This window comes from Paraburkholderia phosphatilytica, from assembly GCF_003443895.1.
Classification (GTDB): Bacteria; Pseudomonadota; Gammaproteobacteria; order Burkholderiales; family Burkholderiaceae; genus Paraburkholderia; species Paraburkholderia phosphatilytica.
Map to the genome: position 1 here is coordinate 1 of NZ_QQOA01000071.1, position 19,058 is coordinate 19,058.

Here is a 19,058-nt window from a genome sequence, read left to right on the forward strand (position 1 = left end):
AAAAGTCGGACGATCAACCTGATAGCAGGCTCTGCAGCCGATACGCCCGACGTGAAAAAAGATCGGCGCTCCGAGAACGTGTTGTGCAGACCTTCCTTAGGCGATAGGTGCGTTTTTGCACACCCTCGGCCAGCGAGCGTCAGACACGGCCGGCTCGTGAGTCCATGCGATCGTTCCAGCGCGTCAAAACACGGACGCTGCCCAACGCCGGGACAGACTGCCAGTTCCCATTGCAAGTATGTCTCGGCCACTCCCTTAAGCTACATGAACCGTCTTCGACGCTGCACAAAACCTGTTGCGATTGAAATTGGTAACGCAACTGGTTTTTGCAACCCTCGCCCGACCACCGTATCGAGTGCGGCTCGCTGTTAGCACTGGCACTGGCACTGGCACTGGCACTGGCACTGGCCCGGATGATTGGGCATAAAACCCTTCTTCTTGAAGTGATTTGTTTCGCTTCCGGCCTTGGTCTTGCTATCGTCACGGGGGAACTTGCTCCTCATGAGATGCCGTTGCTCATATCGTTTTCAATGCTCAATGGCGCTGGATTTCATTTTGGGCGGTGTCCGGGAGGACTAGACAGGTGTCGCATCGGGCTCCCTCGGAACGATGCGGGTGATCAGCAATATTGTCGGCGTAGCTGTCGTGGGTGCGTTGCTCTTTGCGATGCGGAAACATGGCGAGGTGCTTATGCGGCAATCACGAGTGGTCGTCTACGGTCGCACGTTCTCGGTTGCGACGCTCTACGATCTCATTGCGACGGTCGTAAGTTTCGTATGCGCTTTGATTCTTGCCAGAGGCTCTGCCTCGGTGGTCCAGTGATTAGTCAGTGGTGGCAACGGTCGGAATCCGTTTGGACCGAGATCTGATAGAAACAGAACATCACGAAAGGCAATTCGATGACAACGCGAACATTATGGACGGGCGCCTCAGTTCCCGCGCTGGGGCTTGGATGCTGGGCAATTGGCGGGCCATTCTTTGCGGGTGACCAGCCCTTGGGATGGGGTGAGATTGACGATAACGTTTCTATTCGAGCAATCCATGCCGCCTACGACGCAGGCATCCGCTTGTTCGACACGTCCGATGCTTATGGTACGGGCCACTCGGAAACAATCCTCGGCCGGGCATTAAGAGGTCGGCCCGACGCCGTAATCGCGACAAAATTTGGGAATACTTATGATAGTGCCAGCCGAATGCTTACTGGTGTCAATCTGTCGAGAGAATACATCCGCTGGGCAGTTGAGGCATCGCTGGCGCGCATGGGCTGTGAACAGATAGGGCTTTACCAATTGCATGTCGACGACCCTGGCGACATGGCTGAGTCGGTGGCGGATACGCTGGAGGATCTCTGCGCCGAGGGGAAGATTGGTGCATTTGGTTGGAGTACAGACCAGCGCACGCAAGCAGCTCGCTGGGTCGGACGCTCAGAATATGTCGCCGTTCAATACGCACTGAATCTATTCCAGCCCGCCGTTGAAATGACGGACCTGTGTAAAGCAGAAGGTTTGCTGAGCCTCAATCGCTCCCCTCTTGCCATGGGCCTTCTCACTGCCAAATTCGATGGCTCCATTGAAGTTCGTGGTGCTGACGTGCGTGCCGCGCCACCAGCGTGGTTACCGTATTTTGCCAATGGGCGTCCACGTGCTGATTTCGCTGACCGCCTAGATGCCGTCCGTGACCTACTGACGATTGACGGACGCAGCCTTGCCCAAGGCGCATTGGGCTGGATATGGGCTCGAAGCGACACTACCATCCCGATTCCCGGTTTCAGAACACCCAAGCAGGTGACAGAAAACTTAGGTGCATTATCCTATGGCCCATTGCCACCGACCGTTATGGCAGAGATAGACGCGCTTTTGTCCGTTAAGGGGCCTGTGAGCCAATAGTCGTGATGATACATGGCCGAGGTCTGGCTCGTAGTTTCGCTAGCAAGACCCGATCCTCGACCAATAAGGCTCGATGTTAGCGGCGGCGTCAAATTGATCCAAAACGGACGGTTTGAAATTCACATTGATGAAGCGATAACGCGGTGATGGCGCGCTGGTTCTGCGCCACGGCTGACCTTGGGAAGATATCTGGTCAGAATGCGGCAACCACAAGGGGAATAAGGGAAAGGAGCGAAGAAAAACCGGGTTGTAGATAAACCGGACCCGAAGAAGACAAACCAAGAAAAGTCAGTTCCACGCAGTGAGTTTTACACCGTCAGGTTTCGACGACGTTCAAGTTGCCGATGACAGCTCGTTAGTCAACTGAAGTAGAACGCATTAAAGATGTCGACTTTGCGACTATAAAGTTATCAATTCGGCGCTCGGCAGCATGTAAATCGCGCAAAATGCTTGCTGAGTCGGGTTATACCGAGAGCGCAAGTGTTGCATACACTCTGCTGGTAAATTTTGTGATACTGAGCTCGTATTCGCTGCATAGCTTGAGTTGATCGATAGACTCGCGTGTCAAGCTTCGAAAGTCAGGGGAGCGGTCTGTAGCCGCCAGACAAACGCCGATAGTCCAATGATGGCAATGGCCGAAAAAGGGGCCTTTGTCCTTGGCAATCGGATGGCACGTTTCGGGTTATTCGCGTCGCTCGAAGAAGCAAGCTTGGCAAAGCCGGTCATCGGAATTGCGAGGGTTCAATGCCATACCGTTCGAAAAATTGACGACTGAAGCTGGTCACTGAGTTATAGCCAACACGGGCTGCAACGGTCTTGACCGGAAGCCGCGACGTCATCAATAGACGAAGCGCCTCCGAAACACGAGCGTCGGCGATTACTGCGCGTAGCGTCGTCGATTCCTCGGCCATTCGCCGACGCAGGGTTGGTCCACTCAGTCCCGTCAAGCCCTCGATCTCTGATGAGTTCCAGCGGTGAGAGGGGTCTTTCGTCACCAACTTGCGGATCGTCATTGCCGTACTTGGAGCTCGCGGGTGAAGGATTGCCGTATATCCGCTCTCGTAAAGGCACAGCACTGCCTCGACCATCGCATGCAACGATAGCGCACGCTGTCCGTCATACATCGCCCTAGTCCAGCGCGTTAACGGATCAAGCAAGCTCGCGACGGGTATGGCCGCAATTTTTCCGACCTCTGTCGGCGGCGGAGCTGCCAGGAGCAGGCGTGCTGCCTCCAGTTGCTCATTCATCAGCACAACGCTCAGCGCGACGAACTCCCCTTTTTCCCGGTCCGGGATGTATTCGATGTCAATACTGCGTGCGTTGGGCACCACCAGAATTTGCCCCGGTCGAACGTTGAGCCAACTGTCGCGCTCCCTGTACTTGAAATGCCCCAGCAACGGAAACGACAGCGTGGCTCCATCAACCTCGTACTTGTTGACCTGGTGTGCCTGAACGGAACGTAGGCAATCACACGGCAATGAGTCTCGCGACCGCGCAAGTCCAAGAAGATCGTCCAGCAACGCACCAGCCCTCATCGCCGGGCTATTTCGCTTCGGCATGTGTACACCCCGCTCTACCGTTTCTTGAGTCCAAACCGACGCAGCAACGGTCCTTTTACAGACACCACGCGGTGAAACTCCCGAGAATACACTGCAACAGGCTAGGAATTACCGCCACGAGCACCGCTGAGCACTGACAGACCACACCACTGTTGAGCAGTACGCGCAGGAAATTGAGCGGTTTGGCCTCGGGGCACGAACTACACTCCCGAGCACCATCATATGCGTTTCCTTTTTACTCAACAAAGGTTCAGATAACCATGAGTTCCCCTATTGCTTACCAGGCTCCAGCCATCAATCGCAAGAAGGTTGGTGACATGACTGTCACGATGCTGAGTGACGGGTATCTCGACGTCTCGTTTGAACTATTGAACGGCATCGATGCGGCGAAGGCAGAGGCGCTACTCGAGAAGCGCGGAGCGCCCGCGTTGCCGCGAATGAACATCAACGTGTACGTTGTTCACACCGGAAATCGGACAATACTCATCGACAGCGGCGCAGGCGGTATCAACGGTTGGGGCGGACGCCTGCAGGTGGCGCTCGCCGCCGCGGGCATCGACCCACTGGATATCGATACGATTCTGCTCACGCATGGTCACCCCGACCATATCGGCGGTCTAGCCGGCCCGCTGCAGACACCGCTGTTTCCGAACGTCCAGCAGCTTTTCGTACATGAAAAAGAGCTCGGTTTCTGGCGAGACGACAGCATCTACACGAGTGCACCCGATGGATTTCGCCCTTTCTTCGAGGTAGCCCGCAACGCGTTCAATGCATACGGCGACAAACTGGTGCCCTTTCGTCAGGAGGCAATTCTTCCGGGCATCCAGACAGTACCGCTGTTCGGACATACACCTGGGCACACGGGCTTCCTTCTGGAAGACGGCTCCGATTCACTTTTGATCTGGGGCGACATCGTTCATTTCCCACATATCCAGTTGGCCCGACCGGACGTCACCATTGCGTTTGACAGCGACCCTGCGCAAGCGGCAAGTACACGCGGCCAAGTGCTCGACCGGGTCGTATCAGACAAGCTCTCGATTACGGGGATGCACTTCAATCTTCCCACCGCCGGCTCGGTCCAGCGAGATGGTAATGCATACGTGCTGAACTACGACTTGTGGTCACCAGCCGTCTGAACGGCGGATTTCATGATGCGCACCCTCGGGCGCGCTCCCGTTCCAACCACATGGCAGTCTCGGAGACCTGGATGTCCGATACGATCGAAGTATTTTCGCCTTTTGACGGATCGTTGATTGGGACCGTCCCATCTGCATCCGAAACAGACGTCGAGCGCGCTCTCGCAACCGCATATGCGCTGTTCCGCAACCGTCGCGAATGGCTGCCGAAGCAGCAGCGTCTCGCGATCCTGAAGCGCGCCGCGGAAATCATAACGTCGCGCCGCGAAGAAATCGCACGGCAAGCCGCCCATGAGGGCGGTAAGCCACTGAAAGACTCGCTCATCGAGGTTGACCGAGGTATCGATGGAATTCACACGTGCATCGAGGAGTTGCGGACCAAAGGCGGACATGTGGTGCCTATGGACCTCAACGCGACGTCGGCCGGTCGTGTCGCGTTCACGCAGTATGAGCCGATTGGGGTGGTGGTAGGCATCAGTGCGTTCAACCACCCATTCAATCTCGTGGTTCATCAAATAGCGCCCGCCGTAGCGGTTGGAGCGCCCGTTATCATCAAGCCTGCGCCGTCCACTCCTCTTTCCTGCAAAACGCTGATCGACATATTCCACGAGGCAGGCCTGCCCCCTCAATGGGCGCAAATGGTTTTGCCGAAGGATCTGGAACTGGCAACCCGACTGGTTACAGACTCGCGAGTGGGCTTCTTCAGCTTCATTGGCTCGGCCGGCGTAGGCTGGATGCTGAAGTCCAAACTCGCGCCAGGTACACGAAGTGCCCTTGAACACGGCGGTGCGGCGCCAGTGATCGTTTCGCACGACGCGAACCTGGATATGGCACTGCCTCGTCTCGCTCGTGGCGGCTTCTGGCATGCAGGCCAAGCATGTGTCAGTGTGCAGCGAGTCCTTTGCCATCGGAGCATTGCAAACGACGTAGCGAACGGTATCGCAAACCTGGGTGACAAAATGATCACGGGCGATCCTCTTTTGATGTCTACCGACGTCGGCCCGCTCATCAGCCGCGAAGAAGTCAATCGGGTTGCTCGATGGGTGGGCAGCGCCGTGAACACGGGTGCGAAGCTCGTCTCAGGTGGCAAAAAGCTTTCCGACAGCTGCTACGCGAACACCGTACTTCTCGACCCGGGAACCAACGAAGACGTCACGCTCAAGGAAATATTCGGGCCGGTCGTGTGCGTATACAGTTACGACGACATGGACTCAGCAATTGCACTATCCAACAGTCTCCCGTTCTCGTTCCAGGCCGCAGTTTTCACGCAGAACATCGAAACCGCCATGCATTGCTATCGCCAGCTTGATGGCACAGCGATCATGGTGAACGAAAACACCCTGTTCCGCGTCGACTGGATGCCGTTCGCCGGCGCGCGGTCCTCCGGACTTGGTGTGGGAGGTATCCCCTCCACGATGCACGATATGCAAACGGAAAAAATGATGGTCTGGCGATCAGACGCATTGAACTGATCTCACCACATCGAGGTGTGGCCCTCTGAAGCAGTGCGACTGGCTGGACATGAACTCCCATCCGTCCGTTGACCTGGTAGCGCCACTGCCAAATACGCACAGCGGGTTTCCCCTGAAATAGGTTCCAGCTATATCGGGTAGCTCCATCTCGTCTTTCCATGGCCGACTGGCCCATGCCTATACTGCCCGCGATTGTTACCAGTCGGGTCCAACGTCTGGAGCAGTGCAAAACGGTGGATCCCTCAACCAAGGGAGAGCGCGCGAGTGTAGTCGTGCATGCGTAGGACTGCGTTTCAGTTTGATCAGTTTTCTGCGCCTGCATCTGTGCACCTAACGCTCGCCCGCTTTCCAGGATGAACTCAATGTCGAACGCGCAATCCTCCTCCGTCAAGGTTGACTTCACTAAACCTTACCTGCTGTCGATCAACGGCGACCTGACTACAGCACACAACACGTTCGACGTGTTCAATCCCGCCAGCAACGAGGTCATCGCTCGGGCGCCCGATGCCTCGTCCGAGCAGCTCGAGGCAGCCATTCAGGGGGCGCGAAGGGCATTGCCCGCGTGGTCCGCTCTGGGCTGGGAAGAACGCGGCGCGTACATCACGCGCTACGCCGACGCACTGGAGGAAAACAAGGAAGACCTCGTGACCTTGCTCACGCTTGAGCAGGGCAAGCCCCGCCACACGATGGCGAAGAGCGAGGTCGAAGCGGCAATCTACTGGGTACGTGAAGTCGCGAAGCGCACAATCCCGGTCGAAGTGATCGAGGACACGGAGCAGCACACGGTCGAAGTGCATCACACGCCGCTAGGCGTCGTAGGTGCAATCACACCGTGGAACTTCCCGGTACTGCTCGGTCTTTGGAAGGTCGCGCCTTGCCTCGTCACCGGCAACGTAATGGTGCTTAAGCCATCGCCGTACACGCCGCTAACGTCTCTGCGCTTCGGCGAGATAGCGCAGAAAGTGCTGCCAGCGGGCGTGCTCAGCGTCGTCTCCGGCGGCAACGAACTCGGTCAAGTCATGACGGAGCACCCGGACATTGCGAAAATCAGCTTCACGGGCTCGACGGCAACCGGCAAGAAAGTAATGGCAAGCAGTTCGACCAACCTGAAGCGTGTAACCCTTGAGCTCGGTGGCAACGACGCCGCAATCGTCCTGCAGGGAACCGACTACAAAGCCATCATTCCAACGCTCTTCTGGGCGGCGTTCGGCAACTCAGGCCAATGGTGCATTGCAATCAAGCGCCTCTACGTTCACTCGAGCATCCACGCTGAATTTGTTCGTGAGTTTGTCGAGTGCGCGAAAACGAAGAAGGTCGGCGATGGTATGGACGCAAGCACTGACCTGGGCCCAATTCAGAATCGCATGCAGTACAACAAGCTGATCGATCTGTTCGACGACGTGAAGAAGAACGGCTACGAGGTTCCGCTGGGCGGAGACATCGACCGCAGTCTAGCCGGAAATTTCGTGCCGGTAACGATCGTCGACAACCCGCCCGAAAACAGCCGGATCGTGCGAGAAGAGCCGTTCGGCCCGATTCTGCCGATTCTCGCGTTCGATAGCGTAGACGATGTCGTTTCGCGTGCAAACGCGAGCCCGTTCGGCCTCGGCGGCTCAGTCTGGGGTCCGGACCGCGCAGAAGCCATTGCCGTGGCTAACCGTCTCGAAACCGGCACAGTGTGGGTGAACGAAATCCACATCCACGGCATTGATATCCCGTTCGGTGGTTTCAAGCAATCGGGCATCGGTGTCGAAAATGGCCACGAAGGCCTTTGCGAATTCACAAACACAAAAACGCTCATGCTCAGAAAGTAATGACACAGGGTCCGTGGCTCCATTCGGGGTCATCGCCAGAACGGGCCCGGATTCCTGGATGAAATTCGGCATCTGCAATTTCAGGAGCTCACTGTCCGGACCTCAGCAATGGCGACGTGGCGCAACGTCGTACGTCTGCCCATATAAATCCACCACCGCTAGTTGCGGGGACACGCGCGCGCTTTGGATTGCCTGATTTAACGGGCAGCGAAGACGTGCAACGCTTTTCAGGAGACTACAAATGAACACCAAAATTCGGCGCAGTGGCGCTGAGGCAGTGCACGCCTACAAGACGAAGACGATCGATCGTCGCGAGTTTCTCTCGCGCATGGCGGCCGCGGGCCTTTCCATCGGACTCGCCAATTCCCTGTCCCTCGCTTTTTCGAACAACGTCTTCGCCAATTCCACCAAAGACGTGCCCGTGCCGACAGAAGGATTCGATTACATCGTAATCGGCGCAGGTTCATCAGGCGCTACTGCCGCCGCTCGCCTCGCGCAGTTGTCCGACGCGACGGTGCTGGTTCTCGAAGCCGGTGGCACCGACCAACTGCCGGAAATCCAGAACCCGCTCCTCTGGCCGCAATCGCTCGCGCAGCCTTTCGTCGAGCACTTCCCGACAACACAACAGGTCCACGCCAACAAGCGCATCATCGACTGGCCTCGCGCCTATGCGATTGGTGGAAACAGTGACGTCAACGCCATGATTTTCTGCCGCGGCCATCGGCACGACTACGATTCGTGGGCCGCCGCAGGTTGCGCCGGCTGGGATTTCGCGTCTGTGTTGCCCGCATACAAAGCGCTTGAGGACTGGGAAGGCGGAGCCAGCGAATACCGCGGTACCGGCGGCCCGTTGCGCATCACTCAGCCTGCGCCGGGACTCCGTCACCCGGGCGCCGCGGCCTTCATTCAGTCGGCGGTAGACCTTGGACATCCTGCGAACCCTGATTTCAACAGCGAACGGCTCGATGGCCCCGCGTGGGTCAACATGACCCTCAGCGGAGGGACCCGGCAATCCACTGGCCTCGCCTTCCTGAAGCCGGCGATGAGCCGCAAAAATCTCACGGTTTTCACCGATGCCCCTACCACGCAACTTGTCATTGAGGGCAATCGCTGCGTCGGCGTAAGTTATTTGCACAACGGAAAGTCAGCGACGGTCCGAGTCAACAAGGAAGTCATCCTTTCCGCCGGCAGCATCGAGTCGCCCAAAATTCTCATGCTCTCAGGTATCGGCCGCGCACAGGATTTGCAGCGCGTCGGCATCGAAACAAAGGTCGCGCTGTCCGGAGTTGGCCAAAACCTTCAGGACCACGTCCTAGGTGCAGGAGTCAACTACGAGGCCAAAAATCAGGTACCCGTCTCGCATTACAACCATTCCGAAGCCTATATGTGGGCGAAAACCGATTCGAAGCAGCCCACGCCGAACATCAACACGCTCTACGTCAGCCTCCCCTTCTCCACGCCAGAGCTTAACGTGAAGGCAAAGAACGGCTACTCGATTCTGTCCGGCGTGATGCAGCCAACCTCGCGGGGAACTATCACGCTGAAATCAAATGACTTTCGCGACCGGCCTGTCATCAACCCCAATTATCTTTCGACGAAAACAGACGTCGATGCGTTCATGCACGCGACCGAGCTTGCACGCGAAATCGGTGCCGGACAGGCCTTCGCGGATATCCGCAAAGAGGAACTGCTGCCCGGTCCTCGTGTCCGAACACGCGCGGACATGATGCATTTCCTTCGGCAGTCGTGCTCAACGTTCTTCCACCCAACGAGCACCTGCAAGATGGGCGTAGACGAGATGGCGGTCGTAGACCCGACATTGCGAGTTCACGGCGTGCAAGGGCTGCGCGTGGCCGACGCGTCCATTATGCCGACCATCACGACAGGCAATACGAATGCACCTTCCATCCTGATTGGTTGGCGCGCTGCGGAACTGGTCCTCGCAACTGCGTGACCATAGTCACTGCTAGCTTCTACGCGGGGAGCGGCAGGTCCGACACATGCTGGATCTGCCGCTTACCTGTTCGTGACTCCCGACATAGGATTGCCCTATATCGGCCAGGTTCATCTCGTCTTTCCTCTACTCGTCACTTAGCAGGTACCTTGTCCCCACTGACGCGGCCGAAGTACATCTAAATACAATCTTTGGTTCGCGAAGCCATAGCCGGCAAAAGTCAGCGTCTTTCCTATCCGAAGGTTTCGACAAAGTTGGAGACAAGCCATGCACTCGCGATTGATCGACGTCCAGGAGTTTCTGGACAACCATCGTTTTTCCGGATTTCAGTGGGCAATCCTTTTCCTGTGTTTTTGCGTAGTGGCCGTTGATGGTCTGGATACTGCGGCGATGGGCTTCATTGCACCGTCGCTCGTTTCCGAATGGGGTGTAACGAAGGCTGCCCTCGCACCGGTGATGAGCGCTGCGCTCTTCGGCCTCGCGGTTGGCGCCCTAACGGCCGGGCCGCTCGCTGACCGATATGGCCGGAAGAGGGTCATCGTGATTTCCGTGATAATTTTCGGTCTGGCAAGCCTCTTCAGTTCCACCGCGTGGTCGCTCTGGTCGCTGACGATGTTCCGCTTCCTCACTGGCCTCGGGCTCGGTGCTGCAATGCCAAATGCGGTGACCCTCATGAGCGAATACGCGCCGCGCAAACGCCGCGCGCTGCTTTCGAATCTGATGTTTGCAGGGTTTTCGCTCGGTTCCGCATCATCGGGTTTCGTCGCTTCGAAGATCATCCCCACCTTTGGCTGGCGCAGTCTCCTGGTGGTTGGTGGGGTGCTGCCGCTCATTATCGGCACCGTCCTCATTGTCGTCCTTCCCGAATCGATCCGCTTCCTCGTATGCCGCAACGCACCGCCAGCGCGTGTAGCCAGAATCCTGCGCCGCATCTCGTCAACCGCGGACTTGTCGAATGCATACTTCACCGTGCCGGAAGCCGCCTTGGGGTCGTCCGGGTCGTCCATCAAGTCGCTGTTCCGCTATGACAATGGCACCGGGACGATACTGCTGTGGGTCACCTATTTCATGGGCCTTGTCGTCGTCTACATGCTGACCGGCTGGTTGCCGACGCTCATGAAGGACGCGGGTATCTCCATGGCCCAAGCCGCGGTCGTTACCGGCATGTTCCAGTTCGGAAGCATGTTCGGCTCGGTTCTGATGGGCTGGCTTATGGACAGATTGAGTCATCACCTGGTGATGAGCGTCTCGTACACAATCGCCTCGATCATGGTGATGCTCATCGCCATGCACCCCGGCGAAGTCGGGACGCTGCGCGTGCTCGTGTTCGGCGCCGGGTTCGCGATGGGTGCGCAAGTATCGATGGTCATTCTCGCGGCCCACTTCTATCAGACTCAATACCGCGCGACTGGCGTGAGCTGGATGCTGGGCATCGGTCGCTTTGGCGGAATTCTGGGTGCTTCGATGGGTGGTGTGCTGATGACGATGGGCTGGGATTTCCGGACCATCTTTTTCGGACTCGCAATTCCGGCCGCGCTGGCCGCCGCTGCCGTCGGCACGAAAGGTCTGTACTACGCCAGACGTCGCAATCCGGTCCAACTCGGATCTCCGGCGTTAGACATCGACGTGCATTGACGCCTGATTTTTGCTTCGATGAGACTCGTGCTGATCGGACAGGCGGGTGGTCGCACCCGCTTCTTAGCCGATATTTGATATGGAGGAAAACATGCGACCACTAGACGGAATCAAGGTCATTACGCTGGAGCACGCGATTGCCGCGCCATTTTGCACGCGGCAGCTCGCCGACCTGGGTGCACGCGTCATCAAGATCGAACGCCCGGGAGCCGGCGACTTCGCTCGCGGCTACGACAATCGCGTCAACGGCATGTCGTCGCACTTCGTGTGGACGAATCGCTCGAAAGAGAGCCTCGCGCTTGATCTGAAAGCGGAAGGGGCAACGGACGTCGTTGAAGCGCTCCTCGCTGACGCGGATGTCCTCGTGCAGAACCTTGCCCCAGGTGCGACGGACCGCCTAGGCCTGGGCTATGAGGCACTGCACGAGCGCTTCCCTCGCCTGATTGTCTGCAACATCAGCGGTTACGGTCCGGATGGCCCCTATCGCGACAAGAAGGCGTATGACCTGCTCATCCAGAGTGAGGCAGGCTTCCTCTCTGTCACCGGCTCACCAGAGGAATCCGCGAAGGCCGGTTGCTCGGTGGCGGACATCTCCGCCGGCATGTATGCCTACACGAACATTCTGGCGGCACTCCTGCAACGTCAGCACACGGGTGAAGGCTGTCGCATCGACGTCTCCATGCTGGAGTGCATGGTCGAGTGGATGGGCTTTCCCCTTTACTATGCATTCGAAGACCAGACTCCTCCGCCACGCGCAGGGGCCGCGCACGCAACCATTTTCCCGTATGGTCCGTTCGAGGTGGGCAGCGGCGACACCGTGATGCTCGGTCTGCAGAACGAGCGCGAATGGGTGCTCTTCTGTGAAAAGGTCTTAAAGCAGTCCGAACTGGCGACCGACGTCCGCTTCGACGCGAATCCGAAGCGCGTCAGCAACAAGGCAGAGCTTCGCACCATCATCACCTCGATTTTCTCGGAGCTTTCGGCGGCTGAAGTTGTGGCACGCCTTGACGACGCCGGCGTCGCAAACGCCAAGGTCAACGACATGAGCGCAGTCTGGCGGCATCCACAACTTCTGGCGCGCCACCGCTGGACTACCGTCGAAACGCCCACCGGCAAGATTCCCGCACTGTTGCCACCCGGCGTGCCTTCGTCGTTCAATCCGCGTATGGACCCCATTCCCGCCGTCGGGCAACACACGACCGCAATCCTGCACGAACTCGGCTTCCCGGATGATGGTGGAAGCGGCTATAAGGCCTTCGTGAAGGCATCGGTCGACTGAGAGAAACCACAGCTCTATGCATGCAAAATCGTATCTATTCGTCCCTGGTAATCGTCCCGAGCGCTTTGAGAAGGCGTGCTCGTCGGGCGCCAACGCCGTCATTCTGGACCTGGAGGATGCAGTCGCATCGGACCTCAAGGTTGACGCTCGCCAGACTGTGGCCGCGTGGCTGTCCACCGGCGGGCGCGCCTACGTCCGCATCAACGCTGCCGACACGGTCTGGTACGCCGAAGACATCGCGGAACTCGTGAAGTGCTCCGGTCTGCTTGGGATCGTCGTTCCGAAAGCGGAAGACGAACGCGCGCTTCGAGCCGTCGCGATGGCGTTACCGGAGGGAGCGGTGCTCCTGCCACTCATTGAGACCGCCGCCGCGTTCGACCAGCTTCGCGCGATCGCATCTGTGCCGTTGGTACAGCGCCTGCTCTTCGGGACGATCGATTTTCAGGTTGACACTGGAATCCAGGGTGACGGCGACGAACTGCTCTACTTTCGCTCGCAGCTCACGCTCGTGTCGCGCATTGCGAAGATCGGTGCGCCGGTCGACGGCGTGACGGTCTCGATCGACGACGGAGGGCTGTTGCGCGCGGAGACGCTGCGTGCCAAAAACCTCGGCTTCCGTGGCAAACTCTGCATCCACCCCAAACAGATACCCCATGTGCACGCGGCGTTCGCACCTTCCGCGGAGGAGATTGACTGGGCTAAACGCGTGCTGGAGGCCGTGAACGCAAGCGGTGGTTCCGCCACGGCTCTAGATGGAAAAATGGTCGACGTGCCGGTTATTTCGAAGGCACGCGACATCCTTGAGACGGCCGGCATCTCTGTGATCTGACTGAAGGCGACACTGCAAAGCTTGCCAAGAATGGCATTGTCAGGCTGTGTCGCTTTTATCGCGAGCCGTGCAATCTTCTGCGCAAGTTGCCGCCCCTCCTCGTGTGTTCACACCTGTCGTAGTACGTCAATGACAGTACCATCTCGATACTCCTGGACAGCGACAACGCGACGGTCACTGCCACCGCCGTGGTCCTTTCGCCGAATCCGGGACTCGGCGCCGTCGTTTGCCAGATCGTAAAGTCGCTGGATAGGCACGACATTCAGGCCAGCTGTCACGAGCCGGGTTGTGAGATCCGGACGCCCGGGATTCACGGCGACACCCGCTTCCGTGACGACGACATCGATTGAGGCGCCCGGTGTCGTCACAGTGGTGACCTTCTCGACGATTTTCGGGTACGCGCCTGCCTTGAGCCTGGTCGTCACAAGCGCAATCCTGGCGCCGGCGGCGGTATCGCTGTGGCCACCAGAGCCACCGAGAAGGCTGCCGTCCGAGCCCGTCGAAACGTTGACGTTGAAATCAAGGTCAATCTCCGCTGCACCAAGGATCATCGAGTCGAGGCGGTTCACCACCGGTCCGCGATTGCATGGGTTGGCGTAGAGCGACGCGGACATCCGCTGATGCCGGGGATTCTCACGATAGGAACGCACGGCGTCGAGGTCGAAGCATTGCACGTCAAAGATGGACCGGAACAGACCCTCTTCGAGCATGGACACGATCTGCTGGGTGACCCCGCCGGCTGCGAAGCTCCCCTGAATCTTCCGGTCCTTCATCAGTTCCCGTACGTACTTCGCCACGGCGAGCGAGACACCGCCAGCTCCGGTCTGAAAGGAAAAGCCATCCTTGATAAGACCGCCTGCATCCAGCACCTTTGAGGCGGTGGAAGCGATGCCCAACCCAACCGGGTCCTGCGTTACGCGGGTTGTGCCCGAAACAATCTGGGAGGCATCTCCAATGCTCGGCACTGCGACCACGTAGTCGACCCGTTCCTGCGTGATTTCTGCCGGGCATGCGGGATAGGGCACGAGGTTGTCCGTGACTGCCACCACCCGCCGCGCGCATTCGGCATCAACCTGTGCATATCCCAGCGTGCCACACGCGGAAGGTCCGTCCACGCCATTGATGTTTCCGTAGTCGTCGGCAGTCGGCGCAGCAATGAAGGCGATATCGATGAGCAGTTCGCCTGCTTCGATCGCTCTGGCGCGACCACCGTGCGTCTGGAGGATTGCGATGTTCCTGAGCTTGCCGGAACTGATGGCGTCGGCCACCGGGCCGGCCACGTACGAGGTGCAAACGCTCTCGACGACGCCGGAAGCAAAGTGTTCAACGAGCGGCGAGTGCACGGGGAAAATCGAACTGGCCGCGATACGTAAGCCTCTGAGTCCCATCTTTGCGGCGACTTCGAGAACCATGTTCAGAACGCGATCGCCGTTGCGCAGATGGTGGTGAAACGACAGTGTAGCTCCGTGGTGAACGCCACACTCGACCAGCGCTGTCTCGATGTCAGGCAGACGCTTTTCTCCCGACGGTGGCACCGGTGTCACGCGAACCGCAGCACGTTCGAAGACAGGCGGAAGTTCAAATGTGCCCGTGAACGGTGCGACGTTTCCATAGCCCGATAGGAATTCGGGCAAGAGGCGGCCTAGTGCATTTTCCATCGTCGGCGTCTCATGCGAATTGGCATCTCCACAATTTAATGCTTTGCCGGCGGTTGCGGAAATACGAGTTTGCTTGGCCCACATAGGCTACGATGCGCCGCCGACCGAACATCGCGACATGGCCGGCGTTAGCTCTCACACTGTGCGCCCACCGTCGACGGGCACTTCGAGGCCGGTCAGGTACTCGGCACCATCGGTGGCGAGAAAAACGGCAACCTGCGCCACGTCGTCCGGCTCGCAAAGGCGACCGAGCGGAATCGTGGCGACGAAGCGCGCCCGGTTTTCGGGCGTATCGGGAACGCCCATGAAATGTTCGAGCAGCGCCGTGGCACCCATGACTGGGCAGATTGCGTTGACGCGAATGTTGTCCGGGGCAAGTTCGACGGCCATCGATTTTGACAGCATGTTCACAGCCCCTTTCGAGCCGTTGTACCAGGTGAGACCGGGGCGTGGGCGGATGCCTGCGACGGAACCGACGTTCAGAATGACCCCGTTCTTGCGCGCACGCATGAGCGGAACGACAGCATGGGCCATGTGATAGATGGACTTGACGTTCACCGCGTAGACGCGGTCGAACGTTGCTTCATCGACATCAAGCATCGGCTGGTTCCTGTGCGTCGTGCCTGCGTTGTTGACGACAATGTCGGGAACGCCGAACTTCTCCACACAGATGCGGACGGCGTTCGAAACGTCTGCGGCTTTGGTCACGTCGCACGCGACCGCAATCGCATTTTCGCCCAGTTCCGCAGCCGCCTTCTCACCTGCCGGCCCATTCAGGTCGGCGATGACAACCTTCGCGCCCTGTTCAACATAACGTCGTGCGATTTGCGCCCCGAATCCGCTTGCCGCGCCCGTAACGATCGCGACCTTACCTTGGAGTGCTGCCATTTTCTGTCTCCGACATCTGTTCAGTTGTAGTTCTGCACGACCGTCTTGATGGTGCTCATCTCTTCAAGCGCCAGGAAGCCCTTCTCACGGCCGTGGCCACTTTTCTTCATGCCGCCGAACGGAAGCTCGACACCACCGCCTGCGCCATAGCAGTTGATAAACACCTGACCCGCGATGACCTTGCGGGCCATACGCGCCTGGCGGCTACCGTTTTCCGTCCACACCCCTGCTGCCAGACCAAACTCGGTAGCATTCGCCAGTGCAACCGCGTCCGCTTCATCCTTGAAGGGCATTGCCGAAAGAACCGGTCCGAACACCTCTTCGCACGCCAGACGATGGTCGCGCGGTACCTGACCGAAGAGGACGGGTGCCACGAAGAAGCCACTCGAGGGTGCATCTGTGGCAATCTTGCCTTCGGCGAGGACTGGCACACCAGACGCCCTGGCCTCGTCGATGAACCCCCTGACGCGCTTTTGCTGCCGGGCGCTGACGATGGGGCCGCAGTCGAGGTCCATCTCCGGTGTTCCGACTCGGACCTCGGCAAAAAGCCGTGCGACTTTCTCGATGAATCTGTCGTAGATGCTTTCCTGAATCAGCAGTCGACTGCCCGCCGAGCATGTCTGGCCTGCGTTCTGGACGATGGCGCGAACGATTTGCGGCGCGGCCTTGTCGAGGTCGGCGTCTTCGAACACGATTTGCGGCGACTTGCCACCTAGCTCGAGTACGCACGGAACGTGGTTGCGTGCCGTCGCTTCCTGAACCATCACACCCACTTCCGGCGAGCCAGTGAACGTGACGAAGTTGATTTTCGGGTGTGCCGTCAGCGCGGCGCCAGCTTCGTAGCCGAAACCCGTCACGAGGTTTAACGCACCTGCGGGGAAGCCCGCCTCTTCGACGAGTTCGACTATGCGGATGCTGCTCAGGCATGCATCTTCGGAAGGCTTTAGCACCGCGGCATTGCCCATTGCAAGCGCGGGCGCAATTGTGCGCCCTAGCATTTGGGCGGGGTAATTCCAAGGAATGATGTGAGCGGTGACACCGTGCGGAACCCGCACGACGCTGACGTTGAAGCCGTCGAGGTAGGGAATTGTCTGGCCGTGCACCTTGTCAGCTGCGGCGCCGTAGAACTCGAAGTACCGCGCAACCACTTTTACGTCATTGCGGGCGACGGTCAACGGCTTGCCGGTGTCGCGCGCTTCGATTTGAGCGAGGTCTTCTGCATTGTCAAGAATCAGCTGACTGAGCTTGCAGAGCAGCCTGCCCCGTTCTGTTGCCGTCAATCGGCCCCATTCGCCTTCGAGTGCCGCCTGTGCCGCCAGAACCGCTCGGTCGATATCTTCAGCTTTGCCTCGGCTGATGGCGGTGAATTTCTCACCTTGTGACGGGTTAATCACGTCGATGCTTTCGCCCGATGCCGCATCGGCCCACTTTCCGTTGATGAAAATCGTGCTCACCGCTTGTCTCCGTTAATGCAAGGCGCGAGCGTCGCAGTATGGAGCCGCACGCACCCGGCAGCTTTTCCGAATGGATGGGCTGAATGTACGCTTCGTAGCGGCACAGAGGGAAATATGGATTCGGTCTCCCCGATATAGATCTAGCCTATATCGGGCGCAGCGCATGCCTGCTGCCTGACAAATATGGCGAGGGCCTCTCCCGTGGTCGCCTCCTACTCTTCGGTCGACTGACGCCGCCGTCGTTCGCGCTTCCCCTGCGACGGCGGCGTGGTCGGCTCGGCCACTGGCCCGCGAATCGTGATGCCGGGCCATTCTCCTTTCGCCTGCAACTCGGTCATCAATTCGATCACTGTCGTGCGGACGACCTGCGTCGCTGCGACTGCAGGGACCGCGTTTGACCAGCAAAGGCTCGCGGGGCGACGCATCTCCGGCTCGACAATCTTCCGGATGAGTGGCCGGGTGTGAAAACGGCGGCGTGACAGCGCCGACGCAGGCAGAATGGTGCATGCCTCGCCGGATTCCGCGATTTCCAGCAACGTGGGCAAAGAATCGATGTCCGCGACGATGTTAAGTGTGGCGTCAGCGCGTGCGAAGGTCCGTTCGATGAGAAGGCGCAGGCCGCTTGACGGGCCCGGCGCAACCATTGGAACATTATTGAGCAGTCGAACCGGGCACACCTGAGTATAGTCGTCGAGATTGGCGACGCATTGTCCAACCAAGTACAGGTCTTCATCGAAAAGCGGATGCACGGACACGCCAACGCTCTCCGTGTCGCGAAACAGGATGGCCAGGTCCAGACGGCCGTTGGCGAGAAGCTCCGTGATGTAGCCGCTCATGCTCTCAAAAATCTGCAGCTTGATGCCCGGGTACGTCTGTCTAACCCGCCGGAACAGAGGCTGTGCCAGAACTGCCGCTACGGTAGTCGGAAAGCCTATGGCAACCGTTCCCGTTTCAATGCCCCCGCCCTGGTGGACCTTGACGCGAATCTGCTCCATTCTCTTGATGACATCACGGGCCATCCTGTAAAGTGCCCTGCCCGCTTCTGTCGGCTGTACTCCCTGCGGACTGCGCACCAGAAGCGTAGTGTCGAGTTCCGATTCAAGATTTTGCATCTGCTGACTAAGCGACGGCTGTGCAACGAAGAGCCGTTCTGCCGCCTTGGAAAGGCTGCTTGAGTCCACAATAGTGACGAAATATTTAAGTTGCCGTACATCCATGCTGCCCGCCCCCGCTATCGGTCTGATCTATAGGTATAGCATAAGCGGATCGTCGACCGCGTGCACCGGGAAACCTCCTACGCGCCCACAACCAAAGAGCGTTGCGGCCGCCGGATGGCCGCGTATCGGCGGCAAATGAGCCGGGCCGGCTATTGGTGCGAACTTGCGCCATCGACTGACTGCTAGGGAATGTCTGCAAAAGTCCTGGCGTCGACGTACGGGTGGACTATCCTGGGAGATAGGAAAGTTTAAGGGGTTCTTCGATGACGCAACTTGG

General features: G+C 58.6%; 13 protein-coding genes and 1 pseudogene. 8 read left to right on the plus strand and 6 right to left on the minus strand.

Annotation, left to right across the window (positions count from 1 at the left end; genetic code table 11):
• The first annotated feature begins 899 nt into the window (after positions 1-899).
• Positions 900-1,886: an aldo/keto reductase gene (locus tag DVS29_RS35575; protein WP_118185841.1), complete on the plus strand. Its 987-nt coding sequence runs from the start codon at positions 900-902 to the stop codon at positions 1,884-1,886.
• A gap of 722 nt (positions 1,887-2,608) precedes the next feature.
• Here DVS29_RS35575 and DVS29_RS35580 read toward each other — a convergent pair.
• Positions 2,609-3,445: a helix-turn-helix transcriptional regulator gene (locus DVS29_RS35580; protein WP_118185843.1), complete on the minus strand. Its 837-nt coding sequence runs from the start codon at positions 3,443-3,445 to the stop codon at positions 2,609-2,611.
• Between the two features lie 260 nt (positions 3,446-3,705).
• Here DVS29_RS35580 and DVS29_RS35585 point away from each other — a divergent pair, with 260 nt between their 5' ends.
• From DVS29_RS35585 to DVS29_RS35615, 7 genes are all read left to right on the plus strand, one after another.
• Complete coding sequence (locus DVS29_RS35585) at positions 3,706-4,581, plus strand: MBL fold metallo-hydrolase (protein WP_118185845.1); 876 nt, start codon at positions 3,706-3,708, stop codon at positions 4,579-4,581.
• Between the two features lie 71 nt (positions 4,582-4,652).
• The gene (locus tag DVS29_RS35590) at positions 4,653-6,053 is read left to right on the plus strand and encodes an aldehyde dehydrogenase family protein (protein WP_118185863.1); all 1,401 of its coding nucleotides are present in this window, start codon (positions 4,653-4,655) and stop codon (positions 6,051-6,053) included.
• A gap of 362 nt (positions 6,054-6,415) precedes the next feature.
• Positions 6,416-7,867 carry an aldehyde dehydrogenase family protein gene (locus DVS29_RS35595; protein ID WP_118185847.1) on the plus strand — a complete coding sequence of 484 codons (1,452 nt, stop codon included), beginning with the start codon at positions 6,416-6,418 and terminating at the stop codon, positions 7,865-7,867.
• A 241-nt stretch (positions 7,868-8,108) separates the two neighbouring features.
• A complete protein-coding gene (locus tag DVS29_RS35600) occupies positions 8,109-9,821 on the plus strand; it encodes a GMC family oxidoreductase (RefSeq protein WP_118185849.1) in 1,713 nt (570 codons plus the stop codon).
• Positions 9,822-10,088: 267 nt separating this feature from the next.
• Positions 10,089-11,456 carry an MFS transporter gene (locus DVS29_RS35605; RefSeq protein WP_118185851.1) on the plus strand — a complete coding sequence of 456 codons (1,368 nt, stop codon included), beginning with the start codon at positions 10,089-10,091 and terminating at the stop codon, positions 11,454-11,456.
• Positions 11,457-11,547: 91 nt separating this feature from the next.
• Positions 11,548-12,735: a CaiB/BaiF CoA transferase family protein gene (locus DVS29_RS35610; RefSeq protein WP_118185865.1), complete on the plus strand. Its 1,188-nt coding sequence runs from the start codon at positions 11,548-11,550 to the stop codon at positions 12,733-12,735.
• A gap of 16 nt (positions 12,736-12,751) precedes the next feature.
• The gene (locus DVS29_RS35615) at positions 12,752-13,564 is read left to right on the plus strand and encodes an HpcH/HpaI aldolase/citrate lyase family protein (RefSeq protein ID WP_118185853.1); all 813 of its coding nucleotides are present in this window, start codon (positions 12,752-12,754) and stop codon (positions 13,562-13,564) included.
• Between the two features lie 23 nt (positions 13,565-13,587).
• Here DVS29_RS35615 and DVS29_RS38395 read toward each other — a convergent pair.
• The 5 genes and pseudogenes from DVS29_RS38395 to DVS29_RS35640 form a co-directional block, all read right to left on the minus strand.
• Positions 13,588-13,659, minus strand: a pseudogene (locus DVS29_RS38395) (hypothetical protein); the annotation flags it as partial.
• 12 nt (positions 13,660-13,671) lie between these two features.
• Positions 13,672-15,306 carry a citrate lyase subunit alpha gene (citF, locus tag DVS29_RS35625; protein WP_240655970.1) on the minus strand — a complete coding sequence of 545 codons (1,635 nt, stop codon included), beginning with the start codon at positions 15,304-15,306 and terminating at the stop codon, positions 13,672-13,674.
• 51 nt (positions 15,307-15,357) lie between these two features.
• Complete coding sequence (locus DVS29_RS35630; RefSeq protein ID WP_118185857.1) at positions 15,358-16,110, minus strand: SDR family oxidoreductase; 753 nt, start codon at positions 16,108-16,110, stop codon at positions 15,358-15,360.
• 20 nt (positions 16,111-16,130) lie between these two features.
• Positions 16,131-17,564 carry an aldehyde dehydrogenase family protein gene (locus tag DVS29_RS35635; protein WP_118185859.1) on the minus strand — a complete coding sequence of 478 codons (1,434 nt, stop codon included), beginning with the start codon at positions 17,562-17,564 and terminating at the stop codon, positions 16,131-16,133.
• Between the two features lie 212 nt (positions 17,565-17,776).
• Positions 17,777-18,781 (minus strand): LysR substrate-binding domain-containing protein, encoded by a 1,005-nt coding sequence (locus DVS29_RS35640; RefSeq protein WP_118185861.1) that lies wholly within the window; start codon positions 18,779-18,781, stop codon positions 17,777-17,779.
• Positions 18,782-19,058: the final 277 nt, after the last annotated feature.